20 protein-coding genes are annotated in these 22,038 nt (G+C 73.2%); 8 read left to right on the forward strand and 12 right to left on the reverse strand.

Translation table 11 applies throughout. The features are described 5' to 3' along the window. Positions 1-6 precede the first annotated feature (6 nt). A complete protein-coding gene (locus HD595_RS19100) occupies positions 7-288 on the forward strand; it encodes a metal-sensitive transcriptional regulator (RefSeq protein ID WP_253770881.1) in 282 nt (93 codons plus the stop codon). A gap of 120 nt (positions 289-408) precedes the next feature. Here HD595_RS19100 and HD595_RS19105 read toward each other — a convergent pair whose 3' ends face one another. Beyond that, positions 409-570, reverse strand: coding sequence for a hypothetical protein (locus HD595_RS19105; protein WP_175589978.1), 162 nt, complete (start codon positions 568-570; stop codon positions 409-411). A 213-nt stretch (positions 571-783) separates the two neighbouring features. After that, complete coding sequence (locus HD595_RS19110) at positions 784-3,066, reverse strand: hypothetical protein (RefSeq protein WP_253770883.1); 2,283 nt, start codon at positions 3,064-3,066, stop codon at positions 784-786. 75 nt (positions 3,067-3,141) lie between these two features. Here HD595_RS19110 and HD595_RS19115 point away from each other — a divergent pair, with 75 nt between their 5' ends. After that, positions 3,142-4,032 (forward strand): hypothetical protein, encoded by an 891-nt coding sequence (locus tag HD595_RS19115; protein ID WP_253770885.1) that lies wholly within the window; start codon positions 3,142-3,144, stop codon positions 4,030-4,032. On the opposite strand, the gene HD595_RS19120 is transcribed toward HD595_RS19115, so the two are convergent. After that, on the reverse strand, positions 4,004-4,525 hold the full coding sequence (locus tag HD595_RS19120) for a gamma carbonic anhydrase family protein (RefSeq protein WP_253770887.1): 522 nt from the start codon (positions 4,523-4,525) through the stop codon (positions 4,004-4,006). The two genes, HD595_RS19115 and HD595_RS19120, sit on opposite strands and share 29 nt — an antisense overlap. 147 nt (positions 4,526-4,672) lie before the next feature. Here HD595_RS19120 and HD595_RS19125 point away from each other — a divergent pair, with 147 nt between their 5' ends. Next, positions 4,673-6,058 (forward strand): hypothetical protein, encoded by a 1,386-nt coding sequence (locus HD595_RS19125; RefSeq protein ID WP_253770889.1) that lies wholly within the window; start codon positions 4,673-4,675, stop codon positions 6,056-6,058. A 206-nt stretch (positions 6,059-6,264) separates the two neighbouring features. Here HD595_RS19125 and HD595_RS19130 read toward each other — a convergent pair whose 3' ends face one another. The 4 genes from HD595_RS19130 to HD595_RS19145 all read right to left on the reverse strand — a co-directional run bounded on the left by HD595_RS19130 (position 6,265) and on the right by HD595_RS19145 (position 9,171). Continuing rightward, positions 6,265-6,525 carry a hypothetical protein gene (locus HD595_RS19130; protein WP_175589973.1) on the reverse strand — a complete coding sequence of 87 codons (261 nt, stop codon included), beginning with the start codon at positions 6,523-6,525 and terminating at the stop codon, positions 6,265-6,267. Between the two features lie 122 nt (positions 6,526-6,647). Further along, positions 6,648-7,400: a GntR family transcriptional regulator gene (locus HD595_RS19135; RefSeq protein WP_253770890.1), complete on the reverse strand. Its 753-nt coding sequence runs from the start codon at positions 7,398-7,400 to the stop codon at positions 6,648-6,650. A 174-nt stretch (positions 7,401-7,574) separates the two neighbouring features. Beyond that, entirely contained in the window at positions 7,575-8,093 is a 519-nt protein-coding gene (locus tag HD595_RS19140; RefSeq protein ID WP_253770894.1) for a VanZ family protein, read from the reverse strand. A 373-nt stretch (positions 8,094-8,466) separates the two neighbouring features. Continuing rightward, positions 8,467-9,171 (reverse strand): dienelactone hydrolase family protein, encoded by a 705-nt coding sequence (locus HD595_RS19145; RefSeq protein WP_253770896.1) that lies wholly within the window; start codon positions 9,169-9,171, stop codon positions 8,467-8,469. 113 nt (positions 9,172-9,284) lie between these two features. On the opposite strand from HD595_RS19145, the gene HD595_RS19150 reads away from it, so the two are divergent. From HD595_RS19150 to HD595_RS19160, 3 genes are all read left to right on the forward strand, one after another. Continuing rightward, complete coding sequence (locus HD595_RS19150) at positions 9,285-10,082, forward strand: 2-keto-4-pentenoate hydratase (RefSeq protein WP_253770898.1); 798 nt, start codon at positions 9,285-9,287, stop codon at positions 10,080-10,082. After that, entirely contained in the window at positions 10,079-11,371 is a 1,293-nt protein-coding gene (locus tag HD595_RS19155; RefSeq protein WP_253770901.1) for an ABC transporter substrate-binding protein, read from the forward strand. Before HD595_RS19150 ends, HD595_RS19155 begins: the two co-directional genes overlap by 4 nt. Before the next feature lie 158 nt (positions 11,372-11,529). Beyond that, on the forward strand, positions 11,530-12,735 hold the full coding sequence (locus HD595_RS19160; protein WP_253770904.1) for a serine hydrolase domain-containing protein: 1,206 nt from the start codon (positions 11,530-11,532) through the stop codon (positions 12,733-12,735). 12 nt (positions 12,736-12,747) lie between these two features. Here the strand turns inward: HD595_RS19160 and HD595_RS19165 are convergent, their stop codons facing one another. After that, the gene (locus HD595_RS19165) at positions 12,748-13,164 is read right to left on the reverse strand and encodes an MmcQ/YjbR family DNA-binding protein (protein WP_253770906.1); all 417 of its coding nucleotides are present in this window, start codon (positions 13,162-13,164) and stop codon (positions 12,748-12,750) included. After that, entirely contained in the window at positions 13,161-14,207 is a 1,047-nt protein-coding gene (locus tag HD595_RS19170) for a DUF2293 domain-containing protein (RefSeq protein ID WP_253770908.1), read from the reverse strand. The genes HD595_RS19165 and HD595_RS19170 overlap by 4 nt, the downstream gene beginning before the upstream one ends. Positions 14,208-14,354: 147 nt before the next feature. Between HD595_RS19170 and HD595_RS19175 the strand changes: the two genes are divergently transcribed. Then, positions 14,355-15,161, forward strand: coding sequence for an FKBP-type peptidyl-prolyl cis-trans isomerase (locus HD595_RS19175; RefSeq protein WP_253770910.1), 807 nt, complete (start codon positions 14,355-14,357; stop codon positions 15,159-15,161). Positions 15,162-15,285: 124 nt separating this feature from the next. Here the strand turns inward: HD595_RS19175 and HD595_RS19180 are convergent, their stop codons facing one another. Together HD595_RS19180 and HD595_RS19185 are read right to left on the reverse strand one after the other, a co-directional pair. Next, positions 15,286-16,719, reverse strand: coding sequence for an N-acetylmuramoyl-L-alanine amidase (locus tag HD595_RS19180; RefSeq protein WP_253770912.1), 1,434 nt, complete (start codon positions 16,717-16,719; stop codon positions 15,286-15,288). Continuing rightward, positions 16,716-17,672 (reverse strand): M23 family metallopeptidase, encoded by a 957-nt coding sequence (locus HD595_RS19185; RefSeq protein ID WP_253770914.1) that lies wholly within the window; start codon positions 17,670-17,672, stop codon positions 16,716-16,718. Before HD595_RS19185 ends, HD595_RS19180 begins: the two co-directional genes overlap by 4 nt. Positions 17,673-17,785: 113 nt before the next feature. Here HD595_RS19185 and HD595_RS19190 point away from each other — a divergent pair, with 113 nt between their 5' ends. Then, positions 17,786-20,461, forward strand: a complete 2,676-nt coding sequence (locus tag HD595_RS19190) for an AfsR/SARP family transcriptional regulator (protein ID WP_253770917.1) — start codon at positions 17,786-17,788, stop codon at positions 20,459-20,461. A 203-nt stretch (positions 20,462-20,664) separates the two neighbouring features. On the opposite strand, the gene mads6 is transcribed toward HD595_RS19190, so the two are convergent. Continuing rightward, positions 20,665-22,011 carry a methylation-associated defense system protein kinase MAD6 gene (gene mads6, locus HD595_RS19195; protein WP_253770919.1) on the reverse strand — a complete coding sequence of 449 codons (1,347 nt, stop codon included), beginning with the start codon at positions 22,009-22,011 and terminating at the stop codon, positions 20,665-20,667. Between the last annotated feature and the right edge of the window lie 27 nt (positions 22,012-22,038).

Consider the following 22,038-nt stretch of genomic DNA (forward strand, 5'->3'; position numbering starts at 1 on the left):
GTGACCATGCACGGCTACACCGGTGACAAGCAGGCCTATCTGACGCGGCTCCGGCGCATCGAGGGGCAGATCAGGGGCCTGCAGCGGATGGTGGACGACGACGCGTACTGCATCGACGTGCTCACCCAGGTCTCGGCGGCGACGCGCGCGCTGCAGGCGGTCGCGCTGGGCCTCCTGGAGGACCACCTGGCGCACTGCGTGGCCGAGGCCATCAACAGCGGCGGTCCGGAGGCGGAGGCGAAGGTCAAGGAGGCCTCGGCGGCGATCGCCCGCCTCGTCAAGTCGTAGTCGTCCGTCGGGAGGAGGGTGGCCGGCGAACTGACTAGTCATGTCGTGGGAGGTGAGCCACCCTCCACACCACCGTCCCGGACCCCTCAGGAGTCCGGGACCAGGTCATGGTGATCGTCTTCAGCGACTCGCTGAAGTCCGCAATCCGAGCGCGTCGTCGAGCTCGTCCAAGGTCAGCCGCCGCTCGCTGATGGCAACAGCGGTAAGTACCTCGGCGTAGAGCGCAATCTCGTCCAACGCGACACGGTCGTGGACCCGAGAGTCCAGGTCGTCGTGCCCCACCGCGTCGTCCTTCCTTCCGCAGCCCACACCCTCTACGAGGTTACGGCCGGGGCCCTTCGGGCGACATGGCCCATCGGAGTCATTCCTTTGCGCGCCGCCGGGGCCCCACGGGGGTCATTTCCCCAATCAGAGATCACAATTCAGCTAAATAGCGGTACTTGGGGTCTTGGAACGATATAGGAGGGGTAAGAGTGAAATAACGGTATTAGTGGGTTAGGAGGGAAGATCGTCGCGCTCGTGGACGATCCTTCGCACCAGCGCGGCCTGCCCCGCGAACCCCCGCTCCGGCACCCTCGCCCCCGACACGGCCTGCCACGCCAGCCCGGCGGCGTACGCGGCGCCCAGCACGGCCGCCGCCGTGGCCCGGTCGGGCGGCTCGATCTCGAAGCCGGACGTGACGCGCTGACGCGGCCGCCGTGACAGGACCCGCCTGGCCACCGCCGCCGCCAGGCGCCCTGACCGGGTCCCCTCGCCTTCGGAGGCGCTCCGCACGATCTGGGGGAGACGTCCGGCCGCGCTCCGGGCCCGCGCGATGCCGCCCGTCCCGGTGTTGCCGGCGCCGGTGTGCTGTGACGCGCCGGCGTTTCCGGGGGCGCTCTTTCGGGGGTCGGCGTTCGCGGGGTCGGCGCTTCCCGGGCCGGTGTGTTCTGGGGCGGCGCTTCCTCCCGCGTCGCCGTTTCCCGTCCGGCCGGTGCTTCCGGTCCGGGGGATGCCGGAGCGCCCGTGCTCGCCGGAGCGCCGGAAGAGACCGGACCCGCCGCGCTGACGGTCCTCTCGGGGGTCGCGTTGGCCGGTGTTCGAGGCGTCGCGGTCGTTCGCGGCCGGACGAGCCGGAGGGTCCGGGCGGTCGAGGGCGTCCGGCCCTGTGCGCCCGAACCTGCGCGCCGCCTGATCCGGCCCGCCCGTGTGACGCCAGGGGGAGCCCACGTGAGGCTCGGGGAGCCCCGTGTGGGGCTCGGGGGAGCCGACGGAGCGTTCGGGGGAGCGGGCGTGGTCCGGCTGGCCCGTGTGGGGCTCGGGGGAGCCGGGGTGGGGCTGCGGGTGGCGTTCATGGGCGCCAGTGACAGGAAGCCCGGAGGCCGCCGCGGGGCCGCCGGGGGTCCAGGCGCCGGTGCTGTCGGCGTCGTCCGCCGGCGTCCAGGCGCCCGTGGCCGCACCGGGGTCGGCGGGCGCACCGGGGCCGCTCATCGCCTTCCGGGCGCCCGTCCAGTCCGTGGGCGTCCAGGCGCCCGTGGGGTCGGCCCGGGAGGACGAGCCGGGGGAGCGCGGCCCCGTGGGGCCGTCGGGCGTCCAGGCTCCCGTGGCGTCCGGCGGGTGCGGCGGGGCCCAGGCCCCCGTGCGCGCTCCCAGCGCCCCCGGAGGCCCCGGAAGGGGCTGGGACGGCCCCAGCACCTCGAAGCCGTCCGGATGCGTCGTCTCGGCCGCCGACGTCCCCGTCAGCCCCGCGCCGGCCAGCTCCTCGTACGCGTGCCGCAGCCGGTGGTCCAGCCGCCCCGGCAGCAGCCCGCGCGAGTCGGACAGGTCGGCCAGCAGCGTGGCCGCGGCCCGGGCCGGGTCGCGGGTGAAGGACAGCGCGTCCATCAGGTCGTACACCGTGTGCGCGAAGTGCGTCTCCGGGTCGGTCTCGGGGAGGAGGGCCCGGGCCAGCCGGGCGGGACAGCGTTCGAGCCACGCCTGCCGTACGGACTCGTCGTCGCGCCGCGCGGCCCGCTCGTCGAGCCCCGGCTGCGACAGCGCCGGCTCGACCATCGTGAGCAGCGCCAGCGCGCGCGGCCGGAAACGCGTGTCGGACAGCAGGATGTGCGCCGTGTCGGCCATGATCGCCGTCAGCCGGAGCGACTCACGAGGACGGCCGGCCCGTTGCCGTTCGGCGACCAGCCGGACGAGGTCCAGCAGCGGCGGCGCGGGCAGCCAGCGCACCCACTCGTCGCCGGGCAGGGGCCGGCGCAGGTACTCGCCGAAGATGGTCAGCAGCCGCTCGTTGCCGTCGAAGGCCGGCGCGTACGCGCACCACATCACGACCCCCCACACGGCCGCGACCGTGCTCGGCACGTCACCGGCGAAGATCTCGCCGAACGCCGTCAGCGGGAAGTCCAGCTCCGAACGTCGCCCCGCGGCCCGTACGAGCACCCGCACCTGCTCCGTGAGGTGGTCGGGCACGTCCGGCCCGACGAACGCCTGCGTCGAGCCCGGCTCGGCGGCGAAGTCCGGCCCCCGGGGGATCACCCGGGCGGGCAGCACCGCGGCGGCGTGCTCGGCCGGCCGCACCCGCGCCCCCCGGGGCGGCGGCGCCGGGTGCCAGCGGCCGTCGGCCGGGTCGTGCAGGTGCCAGCGCGCGTGCGCGCCGAACAGCCACCGGTCGCCGTCGGGCGTCACCAGCGTCCGCGACGCGATCGCCTGGGCGCGTACGGGTACGGGAAGGTCCTGCCAGCGCGGGTCGGAGACCATCGCGCGGACGTCCGCTTCGACGGCGGCGAACGCATCCCAGGGGCGCACGGCGGCCATCGTACTTGCCGCTTGGGGATCAACAACCGCCTTTACACGGCAGAATGTCCGACTATGAGGGCGAAAGTGGCAGGGATGTTGGTGGTGGCGATCGGGCTCGCCGGATGCGGGTCGGCCACCACGGCGCGGCCCTCCCCGGCCGCCGCGGGCGTGCTCGACGTGGCCAAAGCCTTACCGCCGGCCCCCGGCGGCGAGGTGGGCGAGGCGTCCACCGAGTTCGCCGCGGCCAAGGACCTGGACGCCTGGGTCAAGCTGAGCGACACCGAGAAGGACGTCGACCGCATCGCCAAGCTCGACGTGAACACCACGGCGAAGGGCTCGCTCTACCTGGAGCCCAGGACGTCGACGTGGTTCGACGGCTTCCGCGGGCCGTTCGTGTACCAGGAGCTGGCCGGCGACATCGTGATGTACGCCCGGGTGAAGGTCGAGGGCAAGAAGGGCGCCAAGCCGAGGCGGAAGTTCTCGCTCGGCGGGCTCATGGCCCGGGTGCCGGCCTCGTACGGCAACCCGACCTGGGTGTCGGTGACCACGGGCACCGCCGAGAAGAGCGGCCAGGTGGAGGCGAAGTACACGCTGAACGGCAGCTCCAAGCCGCTGGAGATCGCGGTCAAGGGGGGCTGGGTCGATCTCGTGCTGGCCAGGGCGGGCCGGCTCGTCGCGGCGTTGTACCGGGAGCAGGGCGGTTCGTGGAAGGTCGCCCAGCGCTGGCCGTCGCAGCTGCCCGAGGTGCTCCAGTGGGGCGTCACGGCGTACACCGACTGGGACAGCTACGCGGCGCTGAAGAAGGACGCGACGAAGGGCAACGCCAAGCAGGTCAAGGGCCTGCCCGACCTCAAGCTGACCGTCGACTTCGTCCACTTCCTGCGCCCGGAGCTCCCGGAGTACGCCGACCCGCTCAACACCGCCTCGGTGTCGGACGCGGCGCTGGTCAAGACGTTGACGCCTGCCGGTGCCTGATCGCCTTGGCCATGTAGTTGTCGGGCGTGCGGGCGAAGGAGGCGCGGTCGTCGTCGGTGAGCTCGCGCACGATCCGGCCCGGCACGCCGGCGACGAGCACGCCGGCCGGGAGGCGCTTGCCGGGCCCGATGACGGCGCCCGCCGCCACCAGCGTGCCGGCGCCGACATGGGCGCCGCCGAGCACGATCGCGCCGATGCCGATCAGCGCGCCGCGCTCCACGTACGCGCCGTGCACCATGGCCTTGTGGCCCAGGCTCACCCGGGGCTCCAGGATCGCCGGCTCACCCGGGTCGGCGTGCAGGCAGCACAGGTCCTGGACGTTGCACTCCTCGCCGATCTCGATCCGCTCGTCGTCGCCGCGGAGGACCGAGCCGTACCAGATGCTGGACGCGCGTCCCACGCGCACCCTGCCGACCACGACCGCGCCGGGCGCTATGTACGCCTCGGGGTGAATGTCGGGGACGGCCCCGCCGTCCAGCGCTGCGATGTACACCCGGCCCATCGTAATTCCCGCTCCACGTCAGGCGTTCCGCTTGCGGACGTGGGCAGATGGCAGGAGAGTCGTTTCCTGACGTCTCGCTGCCAGACCCTCACAACCCGCAGTTATCCCCCGGCTCACGCAAACCTTTAGGTAACCCCCATGACAAACCAGCACGAGAGCATTCCCGATCTGATGCAAGAGGACACCTTCGAGGTCGTGATGCGCGGTTACAACCGCCGTCAGGTTCACGACTACATGACGCGGACCCGCAACCAGATACGGGATCTCGAGGAACGGCTGGCCAGGGCGATCGAGCAGGCCGAGCAGGGCCGTGTCGAGCTGGCCGAGGCCCGGCGGCGCATGGTCGAGGCGCCGCAGAACTACGAGGACCTCAGCCCCAGGCTGGCGCAGATCCTCAAGCTCGGCGAGGAGGAGGCGGCGGCCAAGCGGGCCGACGCCGAGGCCGAGGCCGCCCGGCTGCGCGAGGCGGCCGCGACGGAGGCCGAGCGGCTCGTCTCCTCGGCCCGCGCGACCGCCGACGAGATCCTGACCTCGGCGCAGGCCGAGGCCGAGCGCCGGGTGGCCGAGGCCACGGCGGCGGCCGAGGGCATGCTGGCGCAGGCGGGCTCCGACGCCGAGGAGCAGCTCACCACCGCCCGCGCGGAGGCCGACGAGACCCTGCGCACCGCCCGGGCCGAGGCCGAGCGACTGGTCACCGGGGCCGAGCAGGAGTCGGCCCGGCTGCTGGAGTCGGCGAGCACCGAGGCCGAGCGCGTCCTCACCGCCGCCCGCAACGACGCCGAGTCGGCGCTGGAGGACGCCAACCGGCGCGTGGCCGCGCTGGACGAGCACGCGGGCCGCCGCGTCGAGTACCTGACCAACACCCACACCGAGGTCGTGCGCCGGCTCAGCGAGATCGGCTCGGTGCTGGGCGACCTGATGCGGAACGAGAGCGCGGCCGGGCCGCTGGTGCTGGAGCAGCCCAGGTCACCGCGCGAGCCGGCCGCCGGCCCCGCGCCCGACGACCACGCCGCTCCTAAGGACCGCGCCCCGGCCGACGACCACGCCACGCCGAAGGACCGCGCCCCGGCCGACGACCACGCCGCCTCGAAGAAGCGCGCCCCGTCCGGTGGCCACGCCACGCCGCAAGACCGGGCCGCGGCCGACGATCACGCCGCGCCGAAGGACCGTGCCGCGTCCGACGACCACGCGGCGGCCGACGACCAGGTCGGGTCCGCCGGCCAGGCCGTGCCCGCCGGCCAGGGCGCGCACGACGCGGGCACCGCGCCGGTCGGCCACAACCCGCGGCAGGCCCACGCCGCGCCGCCGCCTCAGGACCGGCCGGAGGAGGCGGGCGAGCGGCCGTTCGACCAGCGGGCCTTCGAGGGGCAGAAGACGGCCGGCGGCCCGCGGGAGCCCGCGGACCAGGACGACGTCCGCATCATCGTCCAGGACGATGAGCCTCGGCCGGGGACGCCGAACACATCCCGGGTGTCCGACGACACCGACGTCAACCTGGGCCGCCTGTCTGACCTGCACCAGTAACGCCGTTCTCACCCGGACCGCGTTCTCACCGCGACGGCCGTGAGGACGCGGCCCAGAGAGCGGAAGCCTCCGCCCCCGATCGGGTCGGAGGCTTCCGCGCACGTGGCCCCGTTGGTGGCCCGGTGCCGGGGCCGCCGAGACGCTGGACCCGGCACCGGGCTGCTCGTACGCGCCCGCCCCGGCCCGGTGCGGCCGGTGGCGCGCGCTCAGGACGGCGCGGGCCCGGCGCGCCGCTCCGGGTCACCGGCCGCGGCGGCCGGATCGCCGGCCCTGATCTCCTGCTCCCGGAGCCGCTCGCGCAGGTCCTCCGGGTCGTCCGCGTCGATGGTCATCGCGCATCCGGCGTCGCGCTGCGCGTCGCTGAGCGGTTGGTGACGTGTCGCCCACCAGCGGCCCGCGTCGCTTCGCCAGATGGTCCACTGGGGAAACTCCCGGGCGATGTCGGCGAGGTGCCGGTCAAAGGACATTCGGGTCATCCTTCCGGGGCCCCCTGCGAGGTTCCATCTCCTTGAAGGGTGCGCGACTTCTCTAGAGAAATCTATGATCGCAAAGGACAGGTCAACCTACCCGCTTGACAACGCCGCTTGACCTAGGCGTCGAAGTCGTACTGAAGTACGTAGGCCGCCGAGTCCAGCACCATCTCGTTGTACTCGACCGGCATGCCGCCCGCCGTGTACGCGGTGCGGGCGATCACGATCACCGGTGTGCCGCCCGGCAGGCCCAGCAGCTCACTCTCCCTCGGCGCGGGCATGCGGGCCCGGATCTCCTCGGTGAAGTGCGCCGGGGCGAGCCCGAGGTCGCGCAGCCTGGCGTAGACGCCGCCCGGCCCGGTGTCGGCCGCCGTGATGGCGCTGCCCTCGACCGCCCGCGCGGGGAAGTACGAGGTGGCGAGCTGCACCGGCCGCCCGTCGACGGAGTAGCGCCGCCGCCGGGTCCACGCCTCGCGGCTGTCCAGGATGTCGGCCACGTCCTCGGGCACCTCCTCACGCAGCACCTCCACCTCGTCCACGGTGAACGGCCGGCCGCGCGTGTCGGCGTCCCAGATGGCGCGTCCCTCGCCCCACTGGTCGCGTGCCAGGCGGCGCGAGCCGTGCCTGCGTATCGGCTTGAACAGGCGCACGTAGACCCCCGACCCTCGTTTGGGGACGGCAAGACCTTCGTTGATGAGGACGGCCAGCGCCTGGCGTGCCGTGGCGCGGGCGATCGAGTAGTCGGCCATCAGCGCGTTCTCGCCCGGCAGCCGGTCCCCGTCGCGCAGGTCGCCGGAGAGGATCCGGGCGCGGAGGCCGTCGGCGATGCGTCGATAGATGGGGGGATCGTGGGGTACCGGGGATTCAGACACGTTTGACCACCCTCTGTCACCAACCGGGTTTGGCGTCTCCAGAGAACTTGCCCCGTCTTGTCCACGATCGCACAGATACGCAGGTTGGTCGCGTGCTTCTTTTGAGCGAATCGTGCCCATGTGGCGAACCGGAATGGGTTTCCACCGTCCCTTATTCGGGAACCGTGCGCGTCTTTATCCGGACGCCCACCAGCGGCGAGTAACCAGCGCCGCCAGCACGGCGCCGGTGGTGTTGACGAGCACGTCGTCCACGGACGAGTAGCGGCCGAGCCGCAGCACGTACTGGAGCACCTCCACCGTGACCGACGCGGCGGCGGCGACGGCCGCCACCCGCGCCGCGGAGGCGAAGCGCGGGCCGCGTACCGGCAGCAGCGCGCCGAGTGCCGCGAACACCAGCAGATTGCCTCCGACCTGCGTCAACACCGCGCCCCCAGGCGCTCCGGCGAGAGTGACGAGGTCGGTGAACGGGACGAGACTGACACCTTCCTGACCGGTGGCCGGGGTGAGGATCATCCACAGCCAGGGAAGCGTGCCGGCCGGGATGCCGACGTCGGCCAGCGCCGTGCGGACCGGCGCGGGGTGGCCGGCGCGGGCCCGGCGCCGGGCGAGGAACCAGGCGAGGGCCGCCGCTGGCGGAAGTGCCAAAACGGCGGCGATGATGATATTTCCCCACAGCTCCCAAGTCCGCGCCATCGGACCATCATGGGGGCCGGATCATGGGTACGAGAACCTGTCCTTCAGGACAGCCCCGCCACGCCCTTTACACGTCTCCCTGACACGCCCGAACCCCGCCGGGCCGCTCACTGCCGCACTTCTCCGTGCCCGCCGAGCTCCGCTCCGTGATCATGAATCGTCCGGTAACCGGTGCGTTTACGAGATGATCGTTGATCATGGTCTTCACCTGGCTGGATGCTGTCTCCGTCGGCAGAGAGCGACTGACGGAAGGAGGTTCCCCATGATCGCCATCATCGGCTGGCCCATCTGATCCTCTGCGGCCTGGCAGCGGCCGGCCCGCGTCTTACGGCGGGCCGGCTGCCCGAACGGCCGTCGAACAGGTCAGGACAGATCAGGAGGGCGGGAGGTGGGCGTCGAGGAAGTCGAGGGCGACGCTCCAGGCGCGCCGCGCCGCCTCCGGGTGGTGGAACATCGGCGCCTCGCTGTTGTGGAAGGCGTGCCCGGCCTCCTCGTCCACGTACACCCGCACGCCGGGCCGCCCCTGCGCCGCCTCCTCGACCCGGGCCACCTGCTCGCGCGGGATGTACGGATCGCTCCCGCCGAAGACCAGCAGCAGCGGCGAGGAGATCCGCTCCATCAGCCCGGTCGCCTCGGGCACGGCCGAGCCGTAGAAGGACAGGACGGCGTCGAGCTCGGCCTGCGTGGCGAGCATGTAGTCCACCGAGCCGCCCAGGCAGAACCCCAGCGCCCCGAGCCCGCCCGTCACCTCGGGCAGCCCGCGCAGATGGACGAGCGTGAGCGCGCAGTCGGCCACGCCCTGCGGCAGGTCGAACCCGGCGGCCAGCTCGATCGACGCGGCCGTCCCCTCGGGGGTGTGCTCGCCGATCCAGCCCGGACGCAACCGCCAGAACAGGTCGGGCGCCGCCACCACGTAGCCCCGCCCCGCCAGCTCCTCGGCCACCTTCGTGATGTACGGGCCGACGCCGTAGATCTCCTGCACCAGCAGGATGCCCGGCCCGCTGCCCCGCTCGGGCAGCCAGAGGTGGACGTCGAACGAGCCGTCGTGTGCGGTCACCTGATCGATGCGCTTGTCCATGGTGTCCAGGATCGCGCATCCCGTACGAGAGCCGCACGGAATGGCCGCTGCCGCGCGGCGTCCGGCGGTGCGAAGCTGGCAGAGGGCAGGCGACGCGGACAGGACGGTACGGCATGCAGGACGAATGGTCGGACGCGGTGGACATCAGGGGACAGGCGGCCGAGCGGCTCGCCGAGGCGGCGCGCTCGGGCAAGCCGGGTCCCCCGGTCAGGGAGCTCATCAGCACGCCGGGCGACGCCTACGCCGTGCAGGAGATCGCGACCCGGCGGGCGCTCGCGGAGGGGCGGCGCCCGGTCGGCCGGAAGGTGGGGCTGACCAACGCGGCGGTGCGGGAGCGGTTCGGGGCCCGCGAGTGCTCCCACGGTGTCCTGTTCGCCGACATGGCGTTCCTGGACGGGCTGCCCGTGCCGGTGGAGCGGTTCCTCCAGCCGATGGCGGAGGCGGAGGTCGCCCTGGTGCTGGGCCGTGACCTGGTGGGCAGGCCGTTCACGGTGGCGGAGGTGATCAGGGCGGTGGACTTCGCGCTGCCCGCGATCGAGATCGCCGACTCGCGCGTGGCCGGCTGGGACATCACGCCGGTCGACACGATCGCCGACAACGCCTCCGGCGGCGGGTTCGTGCTGGGCGGCACCCCTGTCCCGCTGGCCGGGCTCGACCTGCGGGCCGCCGCGATGACGATGACCAGGGCGGGCACGGAGGTGTCGGCCGGCTCGGGCGCGGACTGCCTGGGCCACCCGCTGAACGCGCTCACCTGGCTCGCCGGGGCGGTCGGCCGCACCGACCGGCCGCTGCGCGTGGGCGACGTCGTGCTGACCGGGGCGCTCGGGCCGGTGGTGCCGGTGGAGGCGGGCGACGTGTTCGAGGCGCGGATCGAGGGACTCGGGTCCGTCCGCGCCGTGTTCGAGCGGTGATCCGGGGACGGGGGACGACCCGGTTCGCGGTGGTGCGCCGGGGGCGGGGGCCGATCGGGTTCGCGGTGGTGCGCCGGGGACTGGGGACGGCCGGGCTCGCGGCGGAGCGCCGGGGACTGGGGACGGCTGGGCTCGCGGTGGTGAGCCGGGTCCGGCCGGTGATCGGCACGGCGGGGAGGGCCGCCGCGGCGGCGGTGGCGCTGCTGGTGAGCGGGTGCGGCGCGTCGCCCGCGATGCAGGTGCGGCACGACCCCGTGGTCAAGGTGGGCGCGATCATCTCGCGGACCGGCGTGTACGCCCGGCTCGGCGAGGACATGGAGACCGCCATGCGCCTCTACCTCCAGGCCCATGACGGCCTGCTGGGCGGCAGGCCGGCGCGGCTCGTGGTCGCCGACGACGCGGGCAGCCCCGACCAGGGACGGCAGCAGGCCAGGCGGCTCGTGTCCCGCGAGGGCGTCAGCGTGATCACCGGCCTGGTCTCCTCCCCGGTCGCCGTCGAGGTGGTGAGGGAGGTGACCGGCACCCCCGTGGTGATCGCCAACGCGGGCGCGGACGAGCTCGGCGGCCCGGCGGTGTTCCGCGTGTCGTCCACCAACCGGGAGCAGGGCGAGGCGGCCGGCCGGTACGCGGCGCAGGTCCACGGCCGGGTCCGGGCCGTCGCGATGGCGTCCGACTACTCGGCGGGCGTCCAGACGCTCGACGGGTTCGCCGCGGGCTTCGGGGCCGAGCCGGTCAAGCGCGTGCTCACGCCGTTCGGCGACGCCACCGACCTCGGCCCGTACCTGAGCCGCGTCCCGGCGGACGCCGAGCTGCTGTACGCCTTCTACGCGGGAGCCGAGGCGGTGTCGTTCGCCAGGACGTACAAGCAGCTCGGTTACGACCGGAAGGTGGAGCTGCTGGCCTGCCAGCAGCTCGCCGACGAGGACGTGGTGGCGGCCGTCGGCGCCGACGCCGAGGGGATGACCAGCGTGGGCCTGTACTCGCCGGCGCTGACCAACCCGGCCAACACCGCGTTCACGGCCAGGTGGCGGGCGGCGACCGGGCGCGACCCGTCCACGGTCGCCGTGCAGGGCTGGGACGCCATGCGGCTGATCGACCTCGCCGTGTCGGAGGGCGGGGCCGACAGCGGCGACCTGACGCGGGCGCTCGGCCAGGTGAAGCAGGTGGACAGCCCGCGCGGCACGTTCCGGCTGGACCCGGTGACGCACAACCCGGTGCAGAACTGGTACGCCCGCCGCTACGAGAACGGGGTGAACCGGGTCATCGCCACCATTCCCCCCAGGGGGTGACACCGGAGCCGACGGCGGAGGGCTCGCCCGGCGGGGCGAGGCGGGCTCCCTCGTGAGAGGGAGGCGGAAGATCGCCGGTCTCGGCGATCCGCCGGAAAGGCGTGATCGACAGGATGGAGCCAGCTCGAAAACCCCTTCCGACCTGGAGATTCACCATCATGAACCGCACCCGCCTCGCCGCCGCCGCGCTCGCCGTCGCCGCCCTCACGACCGTCGCCGCCGGCCCCGCCGCCCTCGCCGCGACGCCCCGTACCGCCGCCGTCACCACCACGTACGGGACGGCCGCGGGGCTCCCGCCGATCAACGAGGCGGCGCTCAAGGCCGCCATCGCCGGCATCCCCGGCCCCGACGCCACGGCCGCCGAGGTCCGGATCGGCGGCACCAAGGGCTCCTGGCACGGCGTCACCGGCGTGACCGACGTGCGCACCAAGCGGCCCGCCCGCGAGGGCGCCCGGTTCCGCGCCGGCAGCGTCACGAAGATCTTCACCACCGCGGTCGTGCTCCAGCTCGTCGCCGAGGGCCGGATCAAGCTCGACGGCACCGTGCAGGAGTACCTGCCCGGCCTGCTCCCCGAGGACTACCCGGCCATCGCCGTCGGCCAGTTGCTCAACCACACCAGCGGCCTGCCGTCGCCGAAGGTCCCCGGCGACCTGGAGTGGGTCTACAAGACCCGGTTCCAGAAGTGGACCCCCGAGAAGTACGTCGCCAGGGCCGTCGAGAACCCGATCGAGTTCACCCCCGGCACGCGGCAGCACTACCTCAACACCAACACGTTCGTCGCCGGCATGATCATCGAGAAGGTCACCGGCCGCTCGTACGAGCACGAGGTCACCACGCGGATCCTGCGCCCGGTCGGCATGCGCGACAGCTACCTGCCCGGCGACTCGGTCCGGATCAAGGGCCGGCACAACCACGGCTACCAGGTGGTGCCCAAGGGCTTCCCCGACTCCTTCGCCTACGGCGACGCCCACCTCGTGGACATGACCGAGACGAGCGTCACCTCGACGTGGGCCTCGGGCGACCTCATCTCGACGACCGCCGACCTGGAGAAGTTCGTCAAGGCGCTGTTCTCCGGCAAGGTCGTGCCCGCGGCGCAGCTCGAACCGATGTTCACGGTCCCGGACGTCACGATGTTCGGCACGGACAAGCCGGCCGTCTACACCTCCGGCCTGACCCGCCTGGAGCTGCCGGGCGGCATCGTCGCCTACGGCAAGACGGGGGCGCGGTACGGCTCCTCGGCCGGCCTGGGCGCCACTCGCGATCTGAGCCGCACCCTGGCGTACTCGGTCAACTCCACCGACGCCAAGGCGCAGGGCCAGAACGAGCGGACCCTGCGCATCGCGCTGGCCGCCTTCGCGAAGTGAGGAGTCATGCGGTCAGGGCCGCTCGTCCAACGCCCTGACCGCCCGCTTCGGCGCGATGGTCCGGTAGCTCTCCTCGACCCAGTCGAGCAGGACCTCGGTGTCGGGCAGCTCGGCGAGGAACGGCACGGTCACCCAGCCGGCCTTGCCGAGCCCGTAACCGGTGGGGGCCGCGCCCTCGACGGTCAGCGCGTGGCCGTGCGCCTCGGACAGCAGCTTCACGCTGAAGCCCGGCGCCCACTTCCCGGCCGGGTCCTCCGTGGTATCGGCCGGCTCGTCCGTCCTCTCGGACGGCCCGTCCATGCCGAGGAAGAGGAAGACCTTCTTGCCGACCTTGACGACGGTCTCGCCCCACGGGTGGTCCTCGCGGGTCTCGGGCAGGCCGAGCGCGAAGTCCCGCAGCTCGTCACGCACTCGTGACCACTCGGTCATGTCGCCCTCCTGAAGTCGTCCAGTCTGGCCTCGATGGCGTCGCGGATCCGGTCCCGGGCCTCGGCCCGGGGGACGCCCGCCATCAGCAGCCTGTCGTAGTCGGTGTCGAGGTGACGGATCGACGCCACCACGGCCAGGGTGATCGCGTTCGCGTCGAGCGCCTTGGCCGCCGCCGTACGGCCGACCCGGCCGCTGCCGCGCAGGGCGGCGTGCGCGGCGATCTCCTCGGCCCGCTCGGGCGGGCAGCCGGGGAACAGGCTCCGGATCTCGGCCGCCATCCGCGTCAGGTACTCGACGTCCTGCTCGGCCCGGCGCTCCCGGTCGCGCTCGCGGCGGCGCAGCCGGGCCTCCTCGTCGGCCAGGCAGCGCTCCTCGGCCAGCGTGAGCGCGCGCTCCTCCACCAGCAGGCCCTTGCGCTGGTAGACCTTGCGCCGGCGGTTGTACTGCACGACGACGGCCGCGAGGCCGCTCTCCTGCTTGGCCCGGCGGCTGAGCGCCGCGTCACCCGACGGCAGGAACACCAGATGGTCCATGTCGGCGCAGGTCAGGCAGTGCGGCCGGTCGTCCTCCATGATCAGGTACGGGCCGGTGTCGCCGCACGAGGCGCACGTCCACGCCTCCAGCGGGGCGACGGCCACCAGGTCGGGGGCCTTGCTCTGGCGCTCGGCGAGCCGCCGCACCCGCGCCTCGCTCAGCTCCGGCGACACCCAATGGACGCGGAACGCCTCCTGCGGATGGTCGCCGGACGTGAACCGCAGCTCGCGCCGGTCACGGCCGCCCGACACGTACGACGCCTCCATCGGCCGCAGCCCCTGCCTCTCGGCCCACTCGCGCAGCAGCGCCGCCGCGCTGAGCAGTCGGTCGTCGTCCACCGCAGCCAGCTCGGCCAGCGTGGCGGCCCGGCCCTGCCGCCAGGTGTCGACGTGGCGCGAGTGCAGCCACCGCAGTCCGGTGACCACGTCCACGAACGTCACGTACTTCCGGTTGACCAGGGCGATCCCCGCGGCCTCGGCGACCCGGCGGGACAGGTTGGGCTTGCTCACGCCCCCCAGTGTGCCGCCTCTTTGACCTCCTATCGGCTTCGCTTGGGCCGATCACGGCAAGGATCCCTGCGGATCCGGCGCGCCGGATCAGGCAGTTCCGGAGAGACCTCGCCGCTCCGGAGTTTTCCGGCACCTCCGGAGGGGATCGTGCGCCTGTTCTGGCCCGCCATGCTCGTGCTCGCGACGTCCTGCGGAGTCGGTGACGGCGGGCTGCCGATGGTCACCGGCGCGTTCGGGGCGGAGCCGGCGGTGGCGATCCCCGCCGGCGAGCCGGGGCGCATCCCGCGCGTGGCCGTCCTGTCCATCGGCGACGGCCGCCGGACCGCTCCCGGGGACGTGGTGCTCGCGGACGTGTCCGTACGCCTGTGGTCGGACGGCAGCAGGCAGGGCGGCACGTACGACGCCCGGCAGCCCGTCCTGGTGTCCTTCGACGGCCGTGCGGTGCCCGCGACCTGGCGCGAGGCGCTCCTGGACCGGCCGGCCGGCAGCCGGGTCCTGCTGGTCGGCACGGCGGCGGAGGCGGCGGGCCCCGGCGTAGCCCTGGACGGGGTCGATCCCGAGGCGGTCGTGGTCGTGGTCTTCGACGTCCTCGGCGGCTACCCGCCGGACGCCCGCCTGGTGGGCAAGCCGCTGCCGAGCGTGCCCGACGGCCTGCCGCTCGACGGGCCGAGGACGCTCATCGACGGCTCCGGCCCGGAGGTGCGGGCGGGGGCGAGGGTGGTGGTGCAGTACCTGGCGATGCGGCTGCCCGAGCGCCGGGTCTTGGACTCGTCCTACCGGCGCGGCGGGCCGAGCGCCGTGACGCTCGCGCCGGGGGCGGCGCCCGCGTCGTGGGTGTCGGGGCTCGTGGGCGGCCACGTCGGCGCCCGCCTGGCCCTGTCCGAGCCGGGACGGGCCGCGGGCGAGCGGACGGTGTACGTCATCGACATCCTCGACGCCCTCCAGCCCGCCTGACCCCCGCCCATCACCGGGACACACGTGAGGACGGCGGCGGCGAAGGCCGGGGGAAAGGGCGGTGGCCCGGCGTCAGGAGGGGACGCCGGGCCACCGGGAGGAGGGAAGGAGATGGTTCAGGGGATCAGGTACAGTGCTCGAAGTCGCTGGTGTAGGTGGCCGTGCCCACCGAGCCGCCCCACTTGACGCACTTGTCCGCGGCCGCGGCCTGGACCGGGCCCGCGTAGTACTCGAAGTTGCCGCTGTCGGTCTTGCGCGTCGCGCCCTTGACCTCAAGGAAGGCACTGGTCGCGCTGGCCTTGCCGAGCGAGACCTTCTTGATGGTGGCGACGCAGTTCTTGCCGGCCGTGCTGCTGTACATCAGGTAGACCGTGCCGCTGGTGCCGAGGGCCTGCGAGTCGATGGTCTTGTAGCCGGAGCCGCAGACCTCCTCGGGGGTGTGCGGGTTGGTGGAGCCGCCGCCGCCCGTGCCGCCGGTCACGTAGCTCATGTACTTCGTCCAGTTCCAGTTCGGGCCCGGGTCGGTGTGGTCGGAGCCGGGAACCTGGTTGTGGCCGACGATGTGGCTGCGGTCCTTCGGGATGCCGTAGCGGTCGGCGATGTTGCGGGTCAGCGCGGCCGAGGCGCGGTACATCTGGTCGGTGAACCACGAGGCGTTGTCGACGTAGCCCTCGTGCTCGATGCCGACCGAGCGCCGGTTGTAGTTGCCGGCGTGGAAGGCCCGGTTCTTCTCGCGCACCATCTGGGTGATCTGACCGTCGGAGGAGCGGATCACGTAGTGGGCGGAGGTGGGGTTCGGGCGGGGACCGGTCTGGAACCAGGAGATCGTGCCCGCGTACGAGCCCTGCGTCACGTGGATGACGATGCGGTCGATCTTGTCGCTGGTCGGCCGGTTGGAGACGGCGTAGTTGCTGCTGTGCGCCGCCTTCCAGATGGCGCCCGGGTAGTCGGTGGAGGAGGCGAGGGCGCGCGGGGCGTCGTCGGCGTACTTGCCGCGGTCCGGGGTCACCTGCTCGGGCTCGGTCTGCACGCCCGCCACGTCGACGCCGGAGGTCAGGGCCTCGTAGACGGCGTCGGCGTAGATGCGCGCCGTGGTGTCGTCGGCCAGGTTGCCGTACGCGGCCACCGCGCCGTACCACTTGGCGGGGTCCTTGCGGGCGGTGGCGTCCAGCCCGAGCGCGTCGGCCTTGGCGCGCAGCACGGCGGCGCCGCCCAGGACGTTGGACGCGTCGTCGGTCTTCAGCTTGGCGACCGGGATGGAGGTGATCTTGGCCGCCTCCTCCAGTGCCTTGGTCTGGGGGTTGCTGACCAGGTGCATCACGCCGTAGCCGCCGCTCGCGCTCGGCTCGCCCTCGTGGTTGTCGAGGTGCGTCTCGGCGTAGCCCAGGGCGACCAGCAGGTCGCGGGGCACCTCGTACGTGGAGGCCGCCTTGGTGAAGGCGTCGGCCAGCGGGCCGGCCGCGGTGGTGGCGGCGGGGGTCGCGGTGGCGGCATGGGCCACCGCCGGGCCGGACAGAGCAATGAGTCCGGCGATCACAAGAGTTGTAGTCTTCATCATCCGCAATGCTCAGAGGGACTGGTGTAGGTGATGGACCCGGCGGAACCGCCCCATCTGACGCACTTGCCGGCGGCAGAGGCGGTCACGGGGCCCGCGTAGTACGCGAAGTCGCCGGTGTCGGTCTTGCGCGCCGCGCCCGCGACCTCCAGGTAGGCGGAGACCGCAGTGGCCGTGCCGACCGACGTCGACTTGATCGTGGCTACGCAGTTCGTTCCGTTGGAGCCGTTGTAGAGCAGGTAGACCGTGCCGGCGGACCCGAGGGCCGCGGAGTCGATCACCTTGTGGCCGGGGCCGCAGACGGACTCCGCGGTGTGCGGGTTGGGGGTGCCGCCGCAGGAGTTCCTGGAGGTGACGGTCTGCACGGGGTAGCCGAAGGTCACGCCGTCGAAGACGGCCTTCTGGATGTTCGCCGGGTAACTGGTGCCCTTGCGCACCTCGAAGTGCAGGTGCGGGGTGATGTCGTTGCCCGGTCTGCTGGTGTTGCCCACCGTGCCGATCGTCTGACCCTGCGACACGGTCTGGCCGGTGCTGACCGCGCGGCTGTTCAGGTGGGCGTAGTAGGTGGCGTAGCCGTCACCGTGGTCGATCTTCACCAGATTGCCGAAGCCGTTGGTCGAGCCCTGGTGCGCCGAGATCACGACCGTGCCGGCAGCCGCGGCGACGACGGTGTCGCCGAGGTCGGCGTCCGGGGTGCCGCCCCGGTTGAAGTCGATCTCGTACGACTGGTGGGCGCTGCTTCCGCTGGAGTTGCCCGTCCAGCTCTGGCCGCACGGGAACGGCAGCTGGAAGTTCGGTGCCGCGAGGGTCGTCGCCGTCTCCGCCGTGGCGGTGGAGGTCGGCGCGGGCACCGGCGAAGCCGTGGGGGAGGGCGCGGGGTCCGCGGAAGCGGCCGTACCGGTCCCCAGACTGACTAAGAGCGCGAAACCCGTGATCAGCGCTCCGTTGAGCTTCATCGGACGACCCTTTCTGGTGGGATCTCTGAGACAAGGGTGTGCATATGGCGCACAAGAAACGTCCAGACCCGGTACAAAGAGCTGTCACGCCTCCATAAGGAGCAGATGCGGTCATGACGGTCACTTTTCACGTGCTTGGACCGCTGGAGGTCCGGACATCGGGTCAACCCGTCCGGATCTCCGGCAAGAAGCCTCGCCTGCTGCTGGCCACGTTGTTGCTGGACGCGGGCGGGGTCGTCGGTGCCGACCAGTTGGTCGAGGTGCTCTGGCCCGAGCGCCCGCCTCGATCCGCGCAGGCCAACCTGCGCACCTATGTGAGCTCGCTCCGGACGGATCTGGGCGAGGAGGGCCGGTGCCTGCGCGGCAACGGCTCGGGTTACGCCATCGACGTGCCGGAGGGCGCGCTCGACCTCTTGGTCTTCGAGGAACTGGTGGGCCAGGCCCGCTACGAGGAGGCGCTGTCCCTGTGGCGCGGCGCCCCGCTCGCCGATCTGCCCGGCAGCCCGCTCTGGGACCGCCGCCTGGACCCCCTCCACGAGGTGCGGCTGCGCGCGGCCGAGGAACTGATCAGCCGGAGGATGGACCAGGGCGACCACGCCGGCGCCGTGAGCGAGCTGCGCGGCCTGCTCGCCGAGCACCCCTATCGCGAGGACCTGTGGGGACGATTACTCCTGGCCCTGCACCGGGGCGGCCGGAAGGCCGAGGCGCTGCGCGCCTATGCCACGGTCCGGCAGCTCCTCGTGGACGAGCTCGGCGTCGAGCCGGGCACCGGACTGCGCGCCGCGTACGAGTCGATCCTCGCCGACGAGGCGCCGCCCGCCGCCCCCCGCCAGCTCCCGCCCGACATTCCCGACTTCACCGGCCGGACCGACGCCCTCGCCGCGCTGAACGAGCCGTTCCAGGTCGCCGTCATCTCGGGGCCGCCCGGAGCGGGCAAGACCGCGCTGGCCGTGCACGCCGCCCACGCGCTGCGCGAGAAGTTCCCCGCCGGCCAGCTCCACCTCGACCTCGACGGCCGCGAGCCGGCCGACCTCCTCGCCGAGGCGCTGCGGGCGCTCGGCGCCGACCCGCCCCCGCCCACGGTCCACGAGCGCTCCGCGCACTTCCGCTCGCTGCTCGCCGAGCGCCCCATGCTCGTCCTGCTGGACGACGCGCTCGACGCCTCACAGGTACGGCCGCTGCTGCCGGGCAACGACTCCGTGGTCATCGTCACCAGCCGCCGGCGCATCACCGAGCTGCCCGGCTCCCGCCACATCGACCTCGGCGAGCTGCCGGTCGACGACGCCCTGCGGTTCCTCGGCCGGATCGTCGGACCCGAGCGGGTGGCCCGCGAGCAGGACGACGCCCGCGCCATCGTGGAGGCGTGCGGCGGGCTGCCGCTGGCCGTGCGCAGCGCCGGGGCCCGGCTCGCCGGCCGGCCCGGCTGGTCGCTGGCGGTGCTGCGGCAACGGCTGGAGGACGACCGGCTCAACGAGCTGCAGGAGGTGCGCGTCAGCCTCGACCGCAGCTACCGCGACCTGCCCGACGAGGCCGCCCGCATGCTCGGCACGTTCGGCCGGCTCGGCGCCCTCGCGCAGCCCGGCTGGGTGGTCGACGCGGCGCTCGACCGGCATCGCGCTGACGATGTGACCGATCTCCTCGTCGACGTGAACCTGCTGGAGCTCGTCGGCACCGACCCCGTCGGGCAGCCGCGCTACCGCGTCCCCGACCTGATCCGCCGCCACGCCCTCGAACGCACGCCCGACCGCGACGCCCTGGGCCGCGTGCTCGCCGCCTGGACCGCGACCACCGAGCACGCCATGGCGCGGCTGCCCACCACCGTCTTCAGCCTCACCGCCCCCCGCACGCCGCGCTGGCGCCTGCCCGAGCAGACGCTGGAGCGGCTCACCTCCAACCCGCTCGACTGGTTCGAGGCCGAGCACGACTCGCTCGTCGCGGCCGTCGGCGTGGCCGCCGAGGCCGGGCTCGCCGAGTCGGCCTGGGGCCTGGCCGCCGCCATGGTCCCGTACCTGGACCTGCACTGCCGGCTCGACACCTGGCAGCGCACCCACAGCGTCGCCCTGGAGGCCGCCCGCGCCGGCGGCGACACCTACGGCGAGGCCGCCATGCTGCGCGGGCTCGCCCAGGTCGCCCTCTACCAGGACCGCTACGAGGAGGCGGCCGACGGGTTCGTGCGCTCCCGCCAGCTCTTCCACGACCTCGGCGACGTACGGGCCGAGGCCACGACGATCTGCGGGCTCGGCGCGGTCAGCCAGTTCCGCGGGCGGCCGGCGCAGTCGCTCGGCCACTTCAAGCGGGCCCTGGCCATGTTCCTGGCCGCCGACGACCCCCAGGGCGAGGCGCTCGCCCGGCAGGCCATCGGCCGGGTCTGCCTCAAGTCCGGCGACCTGACCCAGGCGTCCGAGTCGCTGGCCCAGGCCATGCGGCTGGCCCAGGAGCTCGGCGACTCCCACCGCGAGGGCTGCGTCTGCCTCCAGATGGGGCAGTTGCACGAGGCGGTGTCCTTCCACCACCACGCCCTGGACATCTTCGAGTCGCTCGGCGACCGGCACTGCGGCGCGTACGCCCTGCAGAGCCTGGCCCGGCTCCAGGTGCGCCGCGGCGACCTGGCCCCCGCCTCGGCCGGGCTCCAGCGCTCGCTGGAGGTCTTCCAGGAGCTCGGCGACCGTAGCGGCGAGATGTCGAGCACGCAGCTCCTCGGCGAGCTGTACCGCACGGCGGGGCGCACGGGGCTGGCGCTCGACTACCTGAAGCAGGCCAGCGACCTGCGCCGCCACCTGCCCGTCTGAGATCCACCCACTTCCACGTCCGATCATTCGCAGGGGCCGTTCCGTCGGGACGTGCCGGATCGTTCCGGTCGTCCCGACGCCCCCGGCCACCCCGCTGGACGTCTCAGCACGTCCGGTCGTATCGGCTCGTCCAGGACGGCAGGGCGGCCCGCGCGGACAGGGGCGCGGGCCGGCGAGGGAGGCGGCCCGGTCCGGCGTCGCGGTCAGGAGCCGGCGACGATGCGGCGGACGAGCCGCCGCAGCCGGGACCGCTGCGGGATCCCGCGCAGCCCGTCGAGCGCCTCGGCCGCCGAGGGACGCTTGGCCGGCGAGTGGTCGAGCATCCGCCGCACCACGTCGGGCACCTCGGGCCCGAGCGCGTCCGGCCCGGCCGGCAGCTCCCCGGCGAGGAGCTGGTAGGCGATCACACCGGCGGCGTAGACGTCGGAGGCGGCCGTCATGCGGTCGGGCCGGTCCTGGCACTCGGGCGCCACGTAGTGACCGTCGAGGACGTTGCTCAGCTCATGGGCGACCGTGAAGTTGCGCGGGCCGGGCTTGGAGTAGTCGAAGCCGGTCAGCACGGCGTGGCCGTCGTCGGTGACGAGCACGCACGCGGGCGTGAGCGCGCGGTGGATGACGCCGTGGGCGTGCGCGTGCGCCAGGCCGCTCAGCAGGTCCGGGATCACGAACGGCGACCCGGCGCCCCGGCCGGGGCTCAGGTGCAGCGCCTCGCCGTGGACGTCGTCGAGCACCAGCACGAACCGGCTCTCGTCGTCGATGGCGAAGAAGTCGCGCGAGCGCACCACGCACGGGTGGGGCGGGATGCGGGCCAGCGACTGGTAGGCGTTGGCGATGCGCTGCCGCTCGGCGGCCCGGGCGGCCTCGTCGGCCAGGGGGTCGGCCTGGTAGACGCGCAGCAGCACGGTCTCGCTGCCGGGCAGCGTCGCGTTGAACGCGCGGTACTCGGTGACCCTGGTGTCGCCGCCGAGCTGCTCCTCGACCTCCCAGTTGCCGTACCTGGGGGGCGCGGTGCTGCGCCGTACGGTCTGGTTCAGGGCGTCGAGGACCGCCGTCAGGTACGGCCGGGCGTCGGGGCTGCACCCGCGCTTGACCCGCGACGCGTCGGCCAGCATCGGCACCAGACCGGCCAGGTCGGTGACGTGCGCCGCGTCGCGCCCGGTGGGATCGACGAGCTCCGCGTCGGGCGAGGTGAGCACGACGATGCTGTCGACGTAGACGCGTTCGAGCTGGGTGGCCCGGGACACCAGCAGGCCCTTGAGCGCCCGCGCGGTGCCCCGCAGCTTCGTCACCGGGGAGCCGAACGCCTCCCGGCGCGGCGGGAACCAGCGCGACCCCGACACCTGGATGCGGCCCCGCGTGCCCTTGACGTCGACCACTACCAGCGAGTGGCCGGTCAGGACCAGCAGGTCCACCTCGAAGATGTCCTCGCCGCGGGGGACCTCGACGTTGTGCAGCAGCAACCACTCGGCCGGGGCGTGGTCGCGCAGATAGGCGATCACGCGCCGTTCGGCGTCGTTGACCGGCCGTCCCCCGCCGACGATCTGTGCCATGCGCATATCCTCGCACGTGGAGGCATT

The organism is Nonomuraea roseoviolacea subsp. carminata (assembly GCF_024172185.1).
GTDB classification, from domain to species: domain Bacteria; phylum Actinomycetota; class Actinomycetes; order Streptosporangiales; family Streptosporangiaceae; genus Nonomuraea; species Nonomuraea roseoviolacea.

Bases quoted from the DNA above. Each gene is read 5' to 3' on its own strand.
- HD595_RS19185 (WP_253770914.1), bottom strand. From the start codon at position 17,672: ATGAAGCTCAACGGAGCGCTGATCACGGGTTTCGCGCTCTTAGTCAGT.
- HD595_RS19180 (WP_253770912.1), bottom strand. From the start codon at position 16,719: ATGATGAAGACTACAACTCTTGTGATCGCCGGACTCATTGCTCTGTCC.
- mads6 (WP_253770919.1), bottom strand. From the start codon at position 22,011: ATGGCACAGATCGTCGGCGGGGGACGGCCGGTCAACGACGCCGAACGG.
- HD595_RS19150 (WP_253770898.1), top strand. From the start codon at position 9,285: ATGCAGGACGAATGGTCGGACGCGGTGGACATCAGGGGACAGGCGGCC.
- HD595_RS19160 (WP_253770904.1), top strand. From the start codon at position 11,530: ATGAACCGCACCCGCCTCGCCGCCGCCGCGCTCGCCGTCGCCGCCCTC.
- HD595_RS19100 (WP_253770881.1), top strand. From the start codon at position 7: ATGCACGGCTACACCGGTGACAAGCAGGCCTATCTGACGCGGCTCCGG.
- HD595_RS19190 (WP_253770917.1), top strand. From the start codon at position 17,786: ATGACGGTCACTTTTCACGTGCTTGGACCGCTGGAGGTCCGGACATCG.
- HD595_RS19165 (WP_253770906.1), bottom strand. From the start codon at position 13,164: ATGACCGAGTGGTCACGAGTGCGTGACGAGCTGCGGGACTTCGCGCTC.
- HD595_RS19145 (WP_253770896.1), bottom strand. From the start codon at position 9,171: ATGGACAAGCGCATCGATCAGGTGACCGCACACGACGGCTCGTTCGAC.
- HD595_RS19130 (WP_175589973.1), bottom strand. From the start codon at position 6,525: ATGTCCTTTGACCGGCACCTCGCCGACATCGCCCGGGAGTTTCCCCAG.
- HD595_RS19125 (WP_253770889.1), top strand. From the start codon at position 4,673: ATGACAAACCAGCACGAGAGCATTCCCGATCTGATGCAAGAGGACACC.
- HD595_RS19140 (WP_253770894.1), bottom strand. From the start codon at position 8,093: ATGGCGCGGACTTGGGAGCTGTGGGGAAATATCATCATCGCCGCCGTT.